Raw genomic sequence first — 18990 nt, 5'->3', positions numbered from 1 at the left:
GCGGACAACGCTCACCCCGGTAGGGCTGGGCAAAACCTGGCATAATGGGGAGGTAGTTTTCCACCGGGAGGGAGTTTTATGGTGGCGCAACCTGTAGGGGGAACAGGTTCTCAGTTTGATTTACCTGAGGGGATTAGTATCCCCGAGGTAGTGTATCTCGACGAGCCTGAGGGAGGCACACCGAGCGTCATTAATACCGAGCGGGGCTTACACCGCGTAGCTAAAATTCTGGCGGCAGAAAGCGGGCCCGTGGCGGTTGATACCGAGCGCGCATCTGGTATTCGCTATGGTCAGCGGGCTTTTTTAGTGCAGCTCAAGCGAGGTAATTCCGGGGTGATTCTGATTGACCCCGAGAGCTTTGATGACCTCACCCTGATTAACGATGCCCTGGCCGGGGCCGAGTGGGTGCTGCACGCTGCGACTCAGGATTTGCCCTGCCTGGCTGACCTTGGCATGTACCCCGACGCTCTCTTTGATACGGAGCTGGGCGGACGCCTGGCCGGGTTTGAGCGCGTGGGGCTGGGGTACATGGTAGAGAACCTGTTGGGCTACAAGCTGGCCAAGGAGCACTCTGCCGTGGACTGGTCCCACCGTCCGCTCCCCGCCGCCTGGCTGAACTATGCCGCTTTGGACGTTGATATTCTGCTTGATCTGCGCGATGCGGTGGAGGATGAACTGCGGGCTCAGGGCAAGCTGGCCTACGCGCTTGAGGAGTTCCGCTACGTGTGTGAGCACCCTGAGCGTGAAGAGAAGCCCGACCCCTGGCGCAAGACCAAGGGCATTCGCGATTTGAAGACCCGCCGCCAGCTCACCGCCCTGCGCAACCTCTGGTACGAGCGTGAGCACCTGGCGCAGAAGAAGGACGTTGCCCCCAAGCGCCTGCTGCCCGATGCGTCCTTGATTACTGCTGCCCGGCTCATGCCGCGCACCGTCCCGGCTATTTTGCAGATTCCCGGCTTTCAAACCCGCGCTCTTAAGCGGGAGGCTCCGCGCTGGCTGAAGGCCCTGGCGGACGCGAAGAAGGAGGCGGAGCCTGTCCCCTTCACGACCCCGGCGTCCGGTCCCCCGCCGCTGAAGGCATGGGAGGTCAAGCGCCCCGAGTCCGCCCTGCTTATTGCTGAGGCGAAACCTGCGGTACTCGCTGCGGGCGAGCGCCTGAACATGCCGCAGGAGAACGTCCTTGCCCCCGATGTGCTGCGCCGCCTGTGCTGGGACCCGCCTGCCGGGTCGTCCGTTGAGGAACTTAGGGTAGCCCTGCTTGAACTTGGGGCACGCCAGTGGCAGATTGAACTTATAGCCCCTGACCTGGCTGATGTTTTTGCCCGGGTTAGACATTCATCTACAAAGTAAGGTTCAACTATGTGCACTACCTGTGGTTGTCAGAAGGAAAACAAGGACGCTCCCGCCCCCGCTGAGCAGGCCGAGACCGGTGGGCGCGGGCTCACCCGCCGCCAGGCGGTAGCGGGCACTGCGGGTCTGGGCGCCGGTGCCGCGCTACTAACTGCCTGCGGTTCTTCTGACGAGTCTGAGAGCCTGACCGCCAACGACGGCCGCCCGGCGCAGGCCACCGACATGGCCGCGGTTGAGGACGTCCCCGTAGGCGGCGTCATCCAGGCCAATAGCGACGGGGTAACCGTAATGATTACCCAGCCGACCGAGGGCACCTTCCACGCCTTCTCATCGGTCTGCACCCACCAGGGCTGCCAGCTCAACGCCCAGAAAGAAAAGACCATGGCCTGCCCCTGCCACGCCTCTGTCTTCTCACTAGAGGACGGCTCCGTGCAGGGCGGCCCCGCAGAAACTGCCCTGCCCGAGTTCACGGTGGAGGTCAAGGACGGCCGTATCTGGGTCTCTTAAGCTAAGAGTTTTTTGGGGGGTGAAGTAGACTCGCGCTCGCTGCCGACCCTCTCGCTGGTTCGCTGACGCTCACAAGCGATTCACGCCAGCCGCCGAGCCAGCAGCTTCGCTACGAGTCTACTTCACCCCCTTTTAAAGAGAGCACCCACCTCTTAACCATCACTTAGCTAGTGTGCTTAGGCTTCTCACCTTCGGTGCGGGCGAAGGGCACCATGTTCCCGGCGAGCTGCGCGAGAATATCGGCGCTAATTTTCTGGGGTGTAAGGCCCACTTCTTCAAGGATTTCGCCGCGTTCTGCATGCTTGATGAACTCAGCGGGCAGGCCCAGTTCGTTGAGGGCGGTGTCGATTCCGGCTGCCCGCATTTCTTGGCGGATGCGGGAGCCTACGCCGCCTGCCCGCACGCCGTCCTCCATGGAAACGACGATGCGGTGTTCGCCGGCGAGGGTTACTACGCTGGCGGGTACGGGCATGACCCAGCGGGGGTCGATGACGGTTACGCTCACGCCCTGCTCGGCGAGCAGGTCTGCGGTGTCGAGGGCGAGACGGGCAAAGGCACCGACTCCGATGAGGAGCACGTCGCGCTGGCCGCTTTCGGGGTTGGGTTCGCCGTGGCGGGCGAGGACGTCCGTGCCGTCTGCCAGACGTTCAAGGGCGGGGATATCGGCGCCCACTGAGCCCTTGGGGTAGCGCACCACGGTGGGGGCGTCCTCGATGGCGACGGCTTCGCGGAGTTCTTCGCGCAAGGTTACAGCGTCGCGGGGGGCAGCTAGGTGCAGGCCGGGGATGAACTGCAGCAGGGCAAGGTCCCACATGCCGTGGTGGGAGGCTCCGTCGGGGCCGGTGACGCCGGATCGGTCCAGCACGATGGTTACGCCGGCCTTGTGCAGGGCGACGTCCATGAGCAGCTGGTCGAAGCCGCGGTTGAGGAAGGTCGCGTAGAGGGCGATCACGGGGTGCTGGCCGCCGTAGGCCAGGCCCGCGCTCATAGCGATAGCGTGCTGTTCGGCGATACCCACGTCGATGACGCGGTCGGGGTGGGCGGCAGCCATAGGCTTGAGGCCAACAGGAATGAGCATAGCACCGGTGACACCGACGATGTCGTCGCGTTCATCGGCGATGTCTTTGATTTCTTGGGCAAAGACGCTGGTCCAGGATTTTCCGGACGACTTCGCCAGGGCCTCGCCGGTATCGGGGTCGATGACGCCGACGGCGTGGAACATATCGTCCTTGTCGCTGACGGCCGGCGCGTAGCCGTGGCCCTTTTCGGTGATGGCGTGCACGATGACGGGCCCGCCAAAGTTTTTAGCGGATTCCAGGGCGGTTTCTACGGCTTCGAGGTCGTGCCCGTCGATGGGGCCCACGTACTTCATGCCGAGGTCTTCGAAGATACCGCCGGGTACCATGACGTCCTTGATACCGGCCTTCATGCCGTGCAGGCCGCGGTAAATCATCTGGCCTACCGAGCCGCCCTTTTGGAGCTTTGTGCGGGCAGCGGCCAGGGTGCGCTCGTAACGGGAATCCAGGCGCACCTTATCGAGACGGTTCTGCAGTTCGTGCTGCAGGGCAGCCAGCTGGTTGGCAAAGCCGCCGACGGTAGGGGCGTAGGAGCGGCCGTTGTCGTTGACAACGATGACGACCTTGCGGTTTTTATCCGCTGCGATGTTGTTGACCGCTTCCCAGGCCATACCGCCGGTAAGCGCACCGTCGCCGATGACGGCTACGGTGTAGCGGTCGCCCTGCCCGGTGAGCTGGTAGGCGCGGGAGATGCCGTCTGCCCAGGAAAGAGACGAGGACGCGTGCGAGGACTCAACGATGTCGTGGTCAGATTCTGCGCGCTCAGGGTAGCCTGCAATGCCGCCCTTCTGGCGCAGGGTTTCAAAATTCTGGCGGCCGGTCACCAGCTTATGAACGTAGGACTGGTGGCCGGTATCAAAGACGATGGAATCGTGGGGGGAATTGAAGACCCGGTGAATGCCCAGGGTCAGTTCAACAACGCCCAGGTTGGGGCCCAGGTGCCCGCCGGTTCGCGAGACATTGTTAACGAGGAACTCACGAATCTCTTGGGCAAGCTCGGTGAGCTGCTCGGAGCTCAGAGCGTTCAGGTCGCTCGGCTCACCAATAGTTTCTAGTAGTCCCACGATTACTCCCCCGTTCACCGGCTAGCTGCACCCCAACGTCCTTGTAGCTGTGGGCGGCGGTCACCGGTCAAAAGTCTAGTGTGTTGCAATTAAGTAACTTTACCCGCTCAGTGCTGGTTTAGCGATTCACAGTGTGGGAAGCAGTGTAGCGCTTGTGTTTCAGTTAGGTTTCATCACGCGTGGCACTTTTCAAATGTATATACGAGCCGCTAGTATCAGTGTTCAACAGCTCATACTGTGCACTGGCACACAAATATAGGTCACAGTGAGACTGAATCATTACCAGGCTAGTTCCCTCACTAGCCCCGCACGAATGGATTTCTTCTATGACCGCAGCAATCGACTGGGCGAACAGTATTATCTGGTCACCCGTGCTGGTATATCTTTGCCTGGCTGTTGGCGTGTACTTCACCATCCGCACCCGCCTGCTCCAGATCCGTCAGATTCCCACCATGATTCGCGCGACCTTCAAGGGCGAGTCATCTAAGGACGGCGTCTCGTCCTTCCAGGCCCTTGCCATGTCACTCGCTGGCCGCGTAGGCACCGGTAACATCGCCGGCGTTGCCACCGCCATAGCCTTCGGCGGACCCGGCGCCGTCTTCTGGATGTGGACCGTAGCCTTCCTGGGCTCATCAACCTCCTTCATCGAGTCCACCCTGGGCCAGATTTACAAGGAACGCGATAAGGTCACCGGCGAGTACCGCGGCGGCCCTGCCTACTACTTTGAAAAGGCCTACCGCCATACCAAGTACTCCGGGCTCTTCAAGGTCTACGCCTCCATCTTTGCTTTCGCTACCGTCCTTGCCTGCGGTTTCTTCCTGCCGGGCGTTCAGGCTAACGGTATTGCTACCTCCATGCAGGGAGCCTTCCCCGAGGTTCACCCCTGGATGACTGCCACCGGTATCACCATCCTGCTGGCCTTCATTGTCGTTGGTGGCGTCAAGCGTATTGCAACCTTCGCCTCTGTTGTGGTTCCCTTCATGGCTATCATCTACATCGTGCTGGCCATGATCGTAGCCTTCATCAACATCAACATGCTGGGTGACGTTATCAACCTGATCTTCTCATCAGCATTTGGTCTGCACGCCACCTTCGGCGCCATCATCGGCACCGCCGTTGAATGGGGCGTCAAGCGCGGTATCTACTCCAACGAAGCTGGCCAGGGCACCGGCCCCCACGCTGCTGCCGCCGCTGAGGTCAAGCACCCCGCTGCCCAGGGCTTCGTACAGGCAATGGCAGTCTACATCGACACCCTCTTCGTCTGCTCCGCTACTGCCTTCCTGATCCTTTCAACCGGCATGTACCGCGTCTACGAGGGCGGCTCAGCCGATACCCCGGTCCTGGCTGAGGGCTCGGGCAACCTGGCCGAAGGCGCTACCGTTGGTCCGGCATTTGCACAGTCCGCCTTCGATACGCTGATCCCCGGTGCTGGCCCGATCTTCATCGCAGTTTCACTGGGTTTCTTCGCCTTCACCACCATCGTGGCCTACTACTACATGGCAGAAACCAACCTGCGTTACCTGACCCGTAACCTGCAGAACAAGACCCTGGGCAACGCCCTGTTGCGTTTGCTGCAGCTGCTGATTCTGACCGCAACCGTTATTGGCTGCGTCAGCACCGCAGGTGCCGCCTGGGCCCTTGGCGATATCGGCGTAGGTCTGATGGCCTGGCTGAACATCGTGGGTATTCTGGTCATTCAGAAGCCCGCTCTACAGGTGCTCAAGGACTACGAGCAGCAGAAGAAGCAGGGCCTTGACCCCATGTTCGACCCCCGACCTCTCGGCATCAAGAACGCTGATTTCTGGGAGACCTACTACGATGTGAAGACCGGTGCTATCCCGGTTCAGGACGCCAAGTAAGACAAACTAGGCTTTAGCTACTCAGGCGCCCCGCACAGTCAAGGATTGTGCGGGGCGCTTCTGCGTGTAGGGTGGGGTCATGAGCACTCTTCATCCCTCCCCGCTGGGCGACCAGCGCCCCACTCGGGAGCAACTCCAAAACTTTGTCAACGGAACCCTAGATGACAGATTGCCCGTAGCTGGTACTCCCCTGCGCATGCTCATTGTTGGCATCAACCCTGGGCTGTGGACGTCCGCCGTTAACGCCCCCTTTGCCTTTCCTGGCAACCGTTTCTGGCCTTCGCTGGATCGCGCCGGAATCGTCACTCCTAGGGTGGACGCCTCACGCGGCCTGAGCGACGAGGTAGAGGAACAGCTAGCCCACCTGGGAATTGGTATCACCAATCTGGTTGACCGGGCAACGGCACGGGCTGACGAGCTCACAGTCCAGGAGCTGAAGGACGCTCTCCCCCGGCTGATTGAGCTCACCCACACCTATAGCCCCCAGACTGTAGCCATTGCCGGCATTACAGCCTATCGGACAGCCTTCGGCGATAGGAAGGCTCAGCTGGGGCGACAAGACACCTCCCAGATTGAGGGGTGGAACCCGGCGAGCCAGCTCTGGGTCGTGCCTCAGCCTAGCGGTTTGAACGCCCACGAAAATATTGATTCCCTAGCGGATAAGTGGCGGCAGGTCTGGGACTCCACGCAACCGCTCACCTAGCCACGCCCGTCCCTGCCCCCGTCCCCGCTACCGCACATAAGGGACCAGATTCCTCCCCAAATCCTCAATGCCTACCGATACTTCGAACAGTTATCTGGTCCCAACTTTATAGAAAACAAATAAAAAGGTCTGTGGCCCCCACTCGAAAGTGGGGGCCACAGACCGTGAACCTGTTAGCGCTCTAGAACTTAGGAGCCGCGGACCAGGTTGCGCAGAACGTACTGCAGGATGCCGCCGTTGCGGTAGTAGTCGGCTTCACCGGGGGTGTCGATGCGAACTACAGCGTCGAACTCGGTGACCTTGCCGTCTTCAGCGGTGGCGGTGACCTTGAGGGTCTTGGGGGTGGTGCCCTCGTTCAGTTCGGTCAGGCCGGTGATATCGAAAGTTTCGGTACCGGTCAGGCCGAGTGATTCGTGGGATTCACCGGCGGGGAACTGCAGGGGTACAACGCCCATACCAATCAGGTTTGAACGGTGGATACGCTCGAAGGATTCAGCGATAACTGCCTTGACGCCCAGCAGGGTGGTGCCCTTAGCAGCCCAGTCACGGGATGAACCGGTACCGTATTCCTTACCACCCAGAACAACCAGCGGGATGCCGGCAGCCTGGTAGTTCATGGATGCGTCGTAGACGGTGGACTGTTCGCCGTCCTTGGTGAAGTCGCGGGTGAAACCGCCTTCAACGCCGTCCAGAAGCTGGTTCTTGATACGGATGTTGGCGAAGGTACCGCGAATCATAACTTCGTGGTTACCGCGGCGGGAGCCGTAGGAGTTGAAGTCCTTGCGCTCAACACCGTTTTCGATCAGGTACTTACCTGCGGGGGTGTCTGACTTGAAGGAACCGGCCGGTGAGATGTGGTCGGTGGTGACCGAGTCGCCCAGCTTGAGCAGTACGCGGGCGCCCTTGATGTCCTCAACGGGGGTGGTTTCCATGGTCATGCCCTCGAAGTACGGGGGCTTACGCACGTAGGTGGACTTGTCGTCCCACTCGAAGGTAGAGCCGGTGGGGGTCTCCAGGGCCTGCCAGCGCTCGTCACCGTCGAAGATGGTGCCGTATTCCTTGGTGTACATGTCGGTATCGACTGATTCGTCGATGATCTTCTGTACTTCTTCGGGATCGGGCCAGATGTCCTTGAGGTAGACCTCGTTGCCGTCGGCGTCGGTGCCCAGGGCGTCCTTCTCGAAGTCGAAGTCCATGGTACCGGCCAGGGCGTAGGCGATGACCAGCGGCGGGGAGGCCAGGTAGTTCATCTTGACGTCCGGTGAAATACGACCCTCGAAGTTACGGTTACCCGAGAGAACCGCGGTGACGGAGAGGTCTTCGCTCTGGATGGCCTCTGAGATTTCGGGCTCCAGGGGGCCGGAGTTACCGATACAGGTGGCGCAGCCGTAGCCAACGACGTAGAAGCCCAGCTTCTCGAGGTCAGGCAGCAGGCCTGCCTTCTCGTAGTAGTCGGTGACGACCTTCGAGCCGGGTGCGATAGAGGTCTTGACCCAGGGCTTGGCGGTCAGGCCCTTGGCGGCGGCGTTGCGGGCGAGGACGCCTGCTGCCATCATGACCGAGGGGTTGGAGGTGTTGGTGCAGGAGGTAATCGAGGCGATGGACACCGCACCGTTCTTGAGCTCGAACTCGCGGCCGTCGGCCATGGAGACCTGGGCTGACTTGTCGGTTTCGCCGTCCTTGGCGTAGTTCTTGATGTCTGATTCGAACTGGCTCTTGGACTCTGAGAGCAGGATGCGGTCCTGGGGACGCTTGGGGCCTGCGATCGAGGGGACCACGGTGGAGAGGTCCAGTTCCAGGTACTCGGAGTACTCAACGTCGACGGAGGGGTCGTGCCAGAGGCCCTGTTCCTTGGTATAGGCCTCAACCAGGGCGACCTGCTCTTCGCTGCGGCCGGTCAGGCGCAGGTATTCGAGGGTCTTCTCGTCGATGGGGAACATGGCGGCGGTGGAGCCGAATTCGGGGCTCATGTTACCGATGGTTGCACGGTTTGCCAGGGGCACCTGGCCTACGCCTTCGCCGTAGAATTCAACGAACTTGCCGACTACACCGTGTTCGCGCAGCATTTCGGTGATGGTGAGCACGACGTCGGTTGCGGTTGCGCCGGAGGGGATGGAGCCGGTGAGCTTGAAGCCGACAACGCGGGGAATCAGCATGGAGACGGGCTGGCCGAGCATTGCTGCTTCAGCTTCGATGCCGCCAACGCCCCAGCCGAGAACGCCCAGACCGTTCACCATGGTGGTGTGGGAGTCGGTGCCTACAACGGTGTCGGGGTAGGCGCGCAGGACGCCATTGACCTCGCGGGCCATGATGGTGCGGGCCAGGTACTCGATGTTGACCTGGTGCACGATACCCATGCCGGGAGGAACGACCTTGAAGTCGTCGAAGGCGGTCTGGCCCCAGCGCAGGAACTTGTAGCGTTCGCCGTTGCGCTGGTATTCGATGTCCATGTTGCGGGTGATAGCGTCGGCGGTGCCGAAGGTATCAATCTGCACGGAGTGGTCGATGACCAGTTCGGCAGGTGCCAGGGGGTTGATCTTTGAGGGGTCGCCGCCCAGTTCCTTCACGGCCTCACGCATGGTGGCAAGGTCAACCACGCAGGGAACGCCGGTGAAGTCCTGCATGATGACGCGAGCGGGGGTGAACTGGATTTCGGTATCGGGTTCCGCGGAGGGATCCCAGTTGGCGAGTGCCTTGATGTGGCCTTCGGTGATGTTGGCACCGTCTTCGGTGCGCAGAAGGTTTTCGAGTAGAACCTTCAGGGAGTAAGGCAGCTTCTGTGAGCCTTCTACTGCCTTTAGACGGAAAATTTCATAGTCGGTTCCGTTGACGGAAAGTACGCCCTTTGAACCGAAGCTATCCACAGTGCTCATATGTGGGACTCCTCTCGACACTGTCTTGCGATTGGCTCGTGCGCCTGTGGGCACCGTCGCGTCTGCGCGACGGGTGTGTGATGCTCGCTCTTGAGCCGGTGGGCACGAGGCCACTGCTTTTTAGTGTACCGCGTATCACGTTGTTCACATATTTTGAAGACGGTTCGTAAGCAAATGTTTCGTCTGCATCTTTCAGGGAGCGGACGCGCGCCCCACCTCGGGCGCGATTTTTCGGCTTTGGCAAGGAAAATGTGCCGTTAATATATTGCGTTCTCGTGCCAGAATAGGAGCATGACGGTTTCTCCTGATCGCTTGCATCGGGCACAGCCTAGGCCCGTAGCAAACACACTCAATGCAGTCTTTCGCTGGCTCCTTATCGGTAGCGCTGCGGTGTTTGCGCTGGCTACCTCAGGAGCGATAGCTCTCCCCCACCCAGCTTCAATTCAGTTCGCTTCCCTCATCAACTGGGCGGCAGGGCTTTCCTTCCTCGCAGGCGCCGCCGCCTTGCTGGGCGTTGGTATCACCGAGATTTTTCGCGGTTCGTCCGCCGCCGAACCAAAAACCAACACGTTGCAGGGAAAGCCGACCCCGGGCGTCCGCCTGCCTCTTTCCTTTTGTGTGCTCGGGTTGCTGCTAGCTATCTACTACGGCCTGCATGCCTTTTGGTGGAACCCGCTGGCTGCAGCCCCGGGTTACACTCTCAGCGAGATTTACAGCCTGATGAAGGAGACCAACCAATTTAGCCTCTTTGTCGTGGTTGTGTGGGGCTTTTTCGTCGCGCTTCTTTTAGCTGCTCTGCCGAACGTGCACGAGTGGTTGCGGGGCATGGCATCCTACAGCACCAAACGCGCTATCGGTTTCTGTTCTCTTGCTGTAGCTATCGCTTGCTTCCTTCTCTTTCTGGGGTGGGGCTGGCACATGGGCGTGGGGCTGGCAGATACATTCATAACGACCGGCGGTGAGCACTCCCCCACAGCTGTTCCGTTTGGGGTAGCTACCCTCGTGCTCGGCGCGCTGGGCATCTACGGGCTCTTTGTACCTGCCCGCACCCGCTAGGCTAACCAGCCTGCTTACTGGCTTTCCCAGTCCGCGCGGGTGGCACTCTTGAGATAAGCCGTAGGTAGGATTCACGTTCTAGCTCATCCCCGTCTACGCGGGGAGCACTGATCTGTGGTGATGATGGTGCCGGTTTCCTTGGGCTCATCCCCGTCTACGCGGGGAGCACGACTGGGATGCCGTCATTATGACCCACGTTGCCGGTTCATCCCCGTCTACGCGGGGAGCACCTCATCCAGCGCTTCACGCACCCGGCGGGTATCGGCTCATCCCCGTCTACGCGGGGAGCACAGAATCAGGCAAGTAGACCGTCGGCAGCTGGCCGGCTCATCCCCGTCTACGCGGGGAGCACCCATTAGCCTCAGCCCCTCACGGGTTCGTATTCGGCTCATCCCCGTCTACGCGGGGAGCACGGCTTCACCCAGGGGAGCCAGCGGCGCACACTCGGCTCATCCCCGTCTACGCGGGGAGCACTATTTCAGATTGGTGGCCAGCATTATGGCGGTAGGCTCATCCCCGTCTACGCGGGGAGCACTACTCAGAGACCCTGCGGCAATTAGCCGTAGCCGGCTCATCCCCGTCTACGCGGGGAGCACTCAGCGACCCTAGAGCAGATTGGGCAGCGGGCCGGCTCATCCCCGTCTACGCGGGGAGCACTTCACCGTAGAAGTACCCGAAGTGCGCTCCACCGGCTCATCCCCGTCTACGCGGGGAGCACCTAGGCTTATCACCAGATGCCCAGCGGCTCCACGGCTCATCCCCGTCTACGCGGGGAGCACTCTTTGCTGCTGATGTCGACGCAGCGCAATTCCGGCTCATCCCCGTCTACGCGGGGAGCACCTCCGACCGTCCTGGCTGATAAGGTGCCAGTCCGGCTCATCCCCGTCTACGCGGGGAGCACCTGCATTGGCTAGGTGAGTCTGTGTTTCACCCGGGCTCATCCCCGTCTACGCGGGGAGCACTTTTGGGAGTTAGAGCAGAGCTATCTCTTGCGAGGCTCATCCCCGTCTACGCGGGGAGCACATGAGGCCGCTTACCTGGTGATTGATGCCAAGCGGCTCATCCCCGTCTACGCGGGGAGCACGTGGGGTATCACGTCTTGGCTGACTGATACGCCGGCTCATCCCCGTCTACGCGGGGAGCACTAATCTCTCAGCTAGGTTGTGGCTGCTGCGACGGGCTCATCCCCGTCTACGCGGGGAGCACCATCTTCGGAAATACAAGAAATTGTTGAGACACGGCTCATCCCCGTCTACGCGGGGAGCACACCGCATTCTTCCTGGCTATCTACGCTGTTTTCGGCTCATCCCCGTCTACGCGGGGAGCACGATCCACGTAAGCAGGTGGGCGACTCCCACATCGGCTCATCCCCGTCTACGCGGGGAGCACGCTTCACGATGGGTTCGGTCATAGAGCCAGTCCGGCTCATCCCCGTCTACGCGGGGAGCACGGCACGGAACACCTGGCACAGCGCCAGCATCTCGGCTCATCCCCGTCTACGCGGGGAGCACTACGCGGCATACTCCCAGCAAGCTCCTGCAAAAGGCTCATCCCCGTCTACGCGGGGAGCACAGTGGGCTGGTGGCGCAGTCATGCAGGCAGAACGGCTCATCCCCGTCTACGCGGGGAGCACTTCGCCGGGGGCCTCAGCAAGAGTTTTCACTTCGGCTCATCCCCGTCTACGCGGGGAGCACCCCATGAGTGTTATCAGCCCTGACCATTTCCTGGGCTCATCCCCGTCTACGCGGGGAGCACAGCGCGGTTTCACGCCGGGCGCGGCGCTCTGCCGGCTCATCCCCGTCTACGCGGGGAGCACTGAGCGGGAAATAGCCCAGCGGGCGGTTGATTCGGCTCATCCCCGTCTACGCGGGGAGCACCGGGTTGCCTCCACCGCCGGGGGCTTAGTGTTCGGCTCATCCCCGTCTACGCGGGGAGCACTCTGCTTCGTCGTCAGGACGCGGGGCATGGTTCGGCTCATCCCCGTCTACGCGGGGAGCACTTTGGATACGACTGCCGTGGTGGCTGCTGCGCCGGCTCATCCCCGTCTACGCGGGGAGCACCTTCACACAGCTTCTCTTACACCCCGGATGGTCGGCTCATCCCCGTCTACGCGGGGAGCACGCCATGATGACGACCGGGTCATCGTTGGGTACGGGCTCATCCCCGTCTACGCGGGGAGCACCTGTCCCTGGCTACGCTAACGCGCTGAGAGATCGGCTCATCCCCGTCTACGCGGGGAGCACGGGTAGCTGGTGGTGGGGGTCAGCCCGGTAATCGGCTCATCCCCGTCTACGCGGGGAGCACCCAGTTATCACGTTTGAAAAGTGCTTCTAGCTCGGCTCATCCCCGTCTACGCGGGGAGCACCCCTGCCCACCTCCCAACCAGCTATAACGAACAGGCTCATCCCCGTCTACGCGGGGAGCACTAGGCAGCTTGTAGGGCGCGTAGGTGATGACGCGGCTCATCCCCGTCTACGCGGGGAGCACCCCTGCTGCTGAACCCCAAAGATGCTCAGTGGCGGCTCATCCCCGTCTACGCGGGGAGCACATAGACACCGGGGCTGAGGAAACCTTCGAGCTCGGCTCATCCCCGTCTACGCGGGGAGCACGTAGAGGGTGAGCCTTGGTTCGTGCTGGCTGACGGCTCATCCCCGTCTACGCGGGGAGCACCAACTGGGCCAGCGTACTATCAAGATGACATTCGGCTCATCCCCGTCTACGCGGGGAGCACTCCTTGCAGGGGCATGGGACCCTGACCCACAGCGGCTCATCCCCGTCTACGCGGGGAGCACACTTGCTGACATGGTAGAACACCGAGACAACAAGGAAATTTACTTTACTTTTAGCCGGCTAGCCCTCGATAATCATACCCGAATCTACTTCCCGAAGAACTTCCAAGCCCAGTTCCTGCGAATAGCGCAACCTGTACCCGGCTAAGGAACATTCCATATTGGTATCTAGCAGAAGCACCAGCTCCCCTTTCAGTAGGTGATGCTGTTGCCAGGCAGAAAATTGATTCGTTTCTAAAGCCTTAAGGGCCAGGTCAAAAGGATTCTTGTTAGGTGCCCACCCCTTATCCGCAAACTGGTAGGGCAAACGGATAGAAGACCCTGCGAGCACGTTCGCCAGTTTCCAATCAGGTTTCTCTAAAGCGTCAGCCTCAAACATTAGATCCACGTATTCATCACCCAGTGGCCGGTAGGTCTGGCCACCATCGTCCGACTGCACCACCAGCACTTCCAAGGTATCGTCCGTATCACGCACTTTAGCCTGAGATTTCAGCTCATCGGCATCGCCCATTACACCCTTTTCACCAAAGAAATCACACAAATAGTCGATGCCTGAGCCAGGGCGCATAGAGTACGCGCCTGCTTTTCTCCGGCTCTCTGCTTCCTTGCTCTTCCATTCCTGGACGGCCTCCGCGTAGGTTTCAGCCCAGCCCTCAGGAACAGATGCCTGAGCAGAGTAAGCGCCCTGCACCAGTGCGCTTATATCAGCAGGAATCTGAAGTTTCTTACCCTCAAAATGAGGCATCAGCTGGGCATAGCTTGATAGCAGAATCGACCTGTCATAAATTTTTTCAGCAGATTCAGTAAAGACAGGGGCGGCATTTTCAGTTCCAAGTTCTTGGACACCGCGCACGTAGCACACCGGGTCAAGATGGTGGGGTGCCCTCTCCCCTGCCCTGTCATGACGGTGCAAACGCCCCATACGCTGTAGTACAAGGTCTACCGGGGCGTGGTCCGTAATCATCACGTCAAAGTCAATGTCTAGAGACTGCTCAATGACTTGCGTCCCCACGACCACAAAACGCTCGGGACGCCCGGCTCCAGCACGGCTCTTTTTGCCCAAAGCTTCAACAAGCACCTTCTCATTTTTGACGCGGTCGCGCGCAATGAAACGAGAATGTACCAGCATCAGCTCATGCGGAGCAAAGATCCCCTGCAAGTGTTCATAGACTTCCTGGGCCCGGCTCACCGTATTACAGATAATGGCGGCACATCCCCCATTATTTTCGAGGGGCGCAAGCACACTATCTAGCTCAGCAAAGGAATCATCAATGAGCCTGAGTGAAAATTCCTGTTGTTCCTTAGGCTGTTCGATCTCCCACTTCCTGGGTTCACCCGCGTTTTCAATGGAGACTGTATGAATCACGGGGTAGGAAAGATCCACGCTCTCCACAACAGGCTGAGAGACTTTAGCAGCTCCCCCGCGCCTACTTCTCCTAGCAGGCACCACACCTGGCTTAGACTTACGGAAACCCAGCCCCCGAGCGTAAGCCTGCATCAGCTTCTGCCTAGCTACCCCTGGCAAGGTAGCAGACATCAGAATCACGGGGGCCTGCATCCTGCCCAACCATTCCAAGGCATTTTCAAGATAAACATTCATGTAGGCGTCGTAGGCGTGAACCTCGTCGATAACCAACACTTTCTCGCCCAACCCCAAGTGCCGCAGCATCACATGTTTGCTGGCGAGCGCCATCATCAGTACCTGGTCTACAGTGCCCACTACAAAATTAGAGAGCACTCCTTTCTTGCGGGAAAACCACTGATGCGCAATAACCCGAGCCTCTTCCTGGTGGCCTTTACGCCCCTCATCAGCGTGGATACCTGCAAACCGCATACGACTAAAATTTTCGTTGAGATTGCTTTTTGAATGCCCAAGGAACATGGAGATTGTCTCGTTACCGTGGGCGGCTTTTCGCCCCCAGTCCGCGACACGGTCAAAGAGGGCATCCGCGGTGGCTTGGGTGGGTGCGGCAAACATCAGGCCGTTTTTGCCGGTGGTGTGAGCTAGGATCTCTGCGGCAACCAGGCCTGCTTCTGTTTTTCCCTGGCCCATGGGGGCTTCAATGCACATAAGCCCGGTGCTTTGGAGGGAGCGGGCGGCCTCCACTACGACCTTTTGCATGGGACGCAGGGTAGCACCTGGTGGGAGGGAGAATCTGCTGGAATAGATTTCTTCTGGGCTCAAAGCGCTGAGGTCTTCAGGTTGCCAGGGCTGGCTAAGGTTTAGCTTTTCAAAGGCCTCTTGGGGTCGGGTTTCCTGGTGGGTAACCTGCCCGTAGGGGAAGTAGTCGGGGTTGGAAGCTATCCAGTCGCACATGATGGTTAGCCCGGTAATGAAGAATTGGAGGTCAGGTTTCAAGCCGCCGTTTTCTAAGGCTTTTAGGATAGCGTGGCCTGCCTCCGTGGTTCTTTCGATGAAGCTGAGCAACTCGTCCCAGGCTTCTAGCCAGTTCTTAAATTTTGTGTCTTGCAGGACGCGTTGAACAAGCTCGGTGTCCCTGCCCTCAGCGTAGGCGGCCGCAGGTTTGCCGTGATGGGAGCCGCTCACCTGGGCCAGACTGTTGATGCTTGTTTCAGAAACAGCAGGGTACTTCTGTGCCAGCCAGTGCCTGATAATGCTATAGCTGTAGCGGGAGTGAGGGCAACGGTCTGTTACCTTGGTGAGGTCTAGCATAAAGTCATACCCAGCGTCCTCAATCCTTTGGCGGTAAACCAGAAGGTCAATATTTTGACGCGCATCTAGCTGCCCAGCGAATTCTGGGCTAGCTTTACCAATATCGTGGGTTCCCACCAACCAGGAAACAAGGGCTTGGGCTTCAGCTTCTTCAAGGTTCAGGCTTTTTTGAATCCACTGTTTGCTGCCGTCGGATAGCCAGTTCTCCCACAGATAGTGGGCCACCTGGGAACTATCCAGCATATGCTGGGCTAGGCTCATTCCTGTTGCGGGTGATTCTTCCTGCCCTGTCTTGGCCCAAAAAGTTTGAGCACCAGCAGATAAGGATTCGATAGGGTTAGTCTTCACAGTGGCGTTATCCTTTCGGGGCGCTCGTCAACTACTAGGCAGAACGGGGCAGATATTGTTCTAGGGCTTCTCTCACCACAACAGAGGGCTTAACCTTCCGCTCTTTTGCGTAGGCTGCTAGGCGTTCTTTAAGGTCTGGGGTTACTCGCGCATTGATAGTGGGAGACTTGCCATCTATCTCTGCGGCGAGAGAAGGACGGCCTCGGGTAGCAGCCTGCACTATTGCCTCCGCTTGAGCAACCCCCTCGGAGGTGCGGCCCTGGAATTGGGCGTTCTCTAAAGTTTCAAAATATTCGTCAGACTCCACCCAAGAAGATAGCTTCTGGCCAATAGCCTCTAGTTCCTCCAGGCTGTATTCCTTAGTCACCTTGGTAGCTCCTTTCCTCAGAGTTTTGCACAGCACGCATGTAAGTCTTCCCCCGTAACTTCATACAGTGGAAGATAACGGTTTGAGGGTCTATCACGTAGGTAAAGACCTCTAGCAGATCACCGTTGAGCGCTGGGCCGATGTAGAGATTCGGGTCTGGTAGATGCGCTATGCGCGAAGGTTCAAAGGCTGAAAGATAGTGCTGGTAGTTCTTTATAGCGCACAGGGCATCTGCTTCCGTGTAGCCATGCTTGGAAGCGCTGGGAAGAAAAATTACCTTCATCATTAATGTATCACAATATTCCTTCGAGTCGGGGGGGTAAATCTGCAGGTGAACGACAGCCCCACCCAAAATCCTCATGTAACCTAGAAAAGCACCGCCTATACGGTGATGACCCCTTGTAGATGAAGTATCTATCCAGGGATCACCCCATGCTCCTCGCGAAGACGAGATACTCTTATCCTACCCGAAGAGCAAAAAGTAATGAACTTGTAAATTAAATATCTAGAACCCCTTGACATGCCGCTCTAGACAGAATTAGGCTCTTACTCAAGAACGCAGGGCGATGACGCCATCAAGACTCGCCCACACAGCCCCTAGACAAAATTTTAGGAGGATAGAGTGAGCGAAGACACCATTCCCCAATTTAATCTCGTAGATTCACCCTGGATTAAGGTTCAGAAGACAGCCGGTGAGCTAGAACTTGTTTCTTTAGAGCAGCTCTTCCGCGAAGGCTATTCCATTACCAAGCTTGCTCATGAAAGCGCACTAGAAGACTCCGCTATGCTGGCTTTCTTAGAGCCCATTCTTCTACGCTCGTCCTTCTTCCACTTCGCAGACGCCGAAGACTTTGACCTAGCAGCCTTTGGAACTGAAGCCCGTCGAAATTGGATAGCCACCCTCAGAGAGAAGAAAGTAGGCAACTTTGATTTCGTACTGGACTACCTCCAGCATGAAGACATCAAACCCTACTTTGAACTCTTCCATCCAGAGCACCCCTTCATGCAGGTAGCAGACCTACATACTGAAAAGAGCACTTTCTCCCCTGTTTCCCGCATTCTCCTAGACTCTGATTCAGATCACTTTTCCATGCGCGCAGCTAGTGGCAAAGGAACCCTAGACTATGCCGATGCAGCCCGAAAGCTTATCACTGTACAGGCCTACGACTATTCCGGCATTAAATCCGGTGCAGTAGGTGACCCGCGCGTCAAAGGTGGCCGAGGATATCCCATTGGTGTTGGTTGGCAAGGCGCCACAGGAAGGGTTATTCTTCACGGAGAAAACATCTTTGAGACTCTCCTCCTCAACCTGCCTATCAGCCGACTCTTTGAGCCGACCATTAACGAGAACGGGGAGGAAGATTTCAAAATCGCCAATGACTTACCCGTTTGGGAACGAGAACCCTTTGATGGCGCTGCCCCCAGAAGCTACCCCAAAGAGATAACCACTCCTACCGGACCTTGTGACACCCTCACCTGGCAATCCCGGCGCGTCCGGCTGTTCCCCAAGAACGGTCAAGTTACCGGAGTTCTTGTCTCCAATGGAGATAAGGCTTCTGAGAAATTCCAAGACGGCATCGGCTGTGAAGACCCCTGGACCGGCCTTCGCTACAGCAAAAACCAGTCTAAAAAGGGACAGGAAATCTGGATGCCTCTACAGCACAACCAGGAGCGTACCTTCTGGCGAGGCTTAGATGCTCTCCTGGTCTTAAGTCCTAACCAAGGCGGGGACGAATACGCGCCCAAAAAACCTCAAACTATACAAGACCTCAGCCGCTACTTTCCTCACAATATGAAGGTACAGGTCCAGCTAGTAGGAGTTGTCTACGGCAACCAAAACGCTGTTATCGAATCCACCATCGATGAATCAATTCCCGTAGAACTAGCCCTGCTAACCGATGAATTCCCAGAACATACAGCAGCCATCCTTGAAAACTCCCAAAAGAGTATGGACGCTGCAATCCAGCTGGGACGCTTCGCCGGAAGTCTGCTGGAAGCTGCCGGTCAAAGCTACGAATTCCAGCCAGCGGCAACCGAAGCTGTACTTCACAGGCTCGAAAAGGAATTCCGCATCTGGCTTTCCCAGGTTACCCACGAAGCAAATCCACAAGAGCTTAAGGAAAGCTGGCAGAAACTTGCCTCTTCCTTCTTCAAACGGGAAGTAGAAAATATGCTCATCGGTGCAAGCTCGAAAGCCCTCATCGGCAGGATCAAGGATGACAAACTCATCAGTGCAGCAACAGCCCAACGAGCCTGCCATCGCGAGTTCAAAAAGATTTTTCCTCTAGCCTACGAAGACAAAACCCAGTAGAAAGAAGGCAACG

10 protein-coding genes and 1 CRISPR repeat array are annotated in these 18990 nt (G+C 58.5%); of the genes, 6 read left to right on the top strand and 4 right to left on the bottom strand.

Annotated features, from left to right (window positions below):
• Positions 1-78 precede the first annotated feature (78 nt).
• Together L6758_RS00990 and L6758_RS00985 are read left to right on the top strand one after the other, a co-directional pair.
• The gene (locus L6758_RS00990) at positions 79-1350 is read left to right on the top strand and encodes an HRDC domain-containing protein (RefSeq protein WP_237204822.1); all 1272 of its coding nucleotides are present in this window, start codon (positions 79-81) and stop codon (positions 1348-1350) included.
• A 9-nt stretch (positions 1351-1359) separates the two neighbouring features.
• On the top strand, positions 1360-1857 hold the full coding sequence (locus L6758_RS00985; RefSeq protein WP_237204821.1) for a Rieske (2Fe-2S) protein: 498 nt from the start codon (positions 1360-1362) through the stop codon (positions 1855-1857).
• Positions 1858-2020: 163 nt separating this feature from the next.
• On the opposite strand, the gene dxs is transcribed toward L6758_RS00985, so the two are convergent.
• Positions 2021-3997: a 1-deoxy-D-xylulose-5-phosphate synthase gene (gene dxs / locus L6758_RS00980; RefSeq protein ID WP_237204820.1), complete on the bottom strand. Its 1977-nt coding sequence runs from the start codon at positions 3995-3997 to the stop codon at positions 2021-2023.
• 326 nt (positions 3998-4323) lie between these two features.
• On the opposite strand from dxs, the gene L6758_RS00975 reads away from it, so the two are divergent.
• Entirely contained in the window at positions 4324-5856 is a 1533-nt protein-coding gene (locus L6758_RS00975) for an alanine/glycine:cation symporter family protein (RefSeq protein ID WP_237204819.1), read from the top strand.
• Positions 5857-5935: 79 nt separating this feature from the next.
• A complete protein-coding gene (locus L6758_RS00970; RefSeq protein WP_237204818.1) occupies positions 5936-6559 on the top strand; it encodes a mismatch-specific DNA-glycosylase in 624 nt (207 codons plus the stop codon).
• 188 nt (positions 6560-6747) lie between these two features.
• Here L6758_RS00970 and acnA read toward each other — a convergent pair whose 3' ends face one another.
• Positions 6748-9432, bottom strand: a complete 2685-nt coding sequence (acnA, locus tag L6758_RS00965; protein WP_237204817.1) for an aconitate hydratase AcnA — start codon at positions 9430-9432, stop codon at positions 6748-6750.
• A gap of 390 nt (positions 9433-9822) precedes the next feature.
• Between acnA and L6758_RS00960 the strand changes: the two genes are divergently transcribed.
• Positions 9823-10488: a hypothetical protein gene (locus L6758_RS00960; RefSeq protein WP_237204816.1), complete on the top strand. Its 666-nt coding sequence runs from the start codon at positions 9823-9825 to the stop codon at positions 10486-10488.
• Positions 10489-10567: 79 nt separating this feature from the next.
• A CRISPR array of direct repeats spans positions 10568-13280; the repeat unit is 29 nt; unit sequence CGGCTCATCCCCGTCTACGCGGGGAGCAC.
• A gap of 58 nt (positions 13281-13338) precedes the next feature.
• Here L6758_RS00960 and cas3 read toward each other — a convergent pair.
• Together cas3 and L6758_RS00950 are read right to left on the bottom strand one after the other, a co-directional pair.
• Positions 13339-16299 (bottom strand): CRISPR-associated helicase Cas3', encoded by a 2961-nt coding sequence (gene cas3, locus L6758_RS00955; RefSeq protein ID WP_237204815.1) that lies wholly within the window; start codon positions 16297-16299, stop codon positions 13339-13341.
• A gap of 34 nt (positions 16300-16333) precedes the next feature.
• Complete coding sequence (locus L6758_RS00950) at positions 16334-16666, bottom strand: hypothetical protein (RefSeq protein WP_185173070.1); 333 nt, start codon at positions 16664-16666, stop codon at positions 16334-16336.
• A gap of 622 nt (positions 16667-17288) precedes the next feature.
• Between L6758_RS00950 and casA the strand changes: the two genes are divergently transcribed.
• On the top strand, positions 17289-18977 hold the full coding sequence (gene casA, locus L6758_RS00945) for a type I-E CRISPR-associated protein Cse1/CasA (RefSeq protein ID WP_185173071.1): 1689 nt from the start codon (positions 17289-17291) through the stop codon (positions 18975-18977).
• Positions 18978-18990: the final 13 nt, after the last annotated feature.

It is taken from the genome of Rothia nasimurium (assembly GCF_928382285.1).
Taxonomy (GTDB): Bacteria; Actinomycetota; Actinomycetes; order Actinomycetales; family Micrococcaceae; genus Rothia; species Rothia nasimurium_E.
This window is presented reverse-complemented; position numbering and strand designations above follow the sequence as displayed.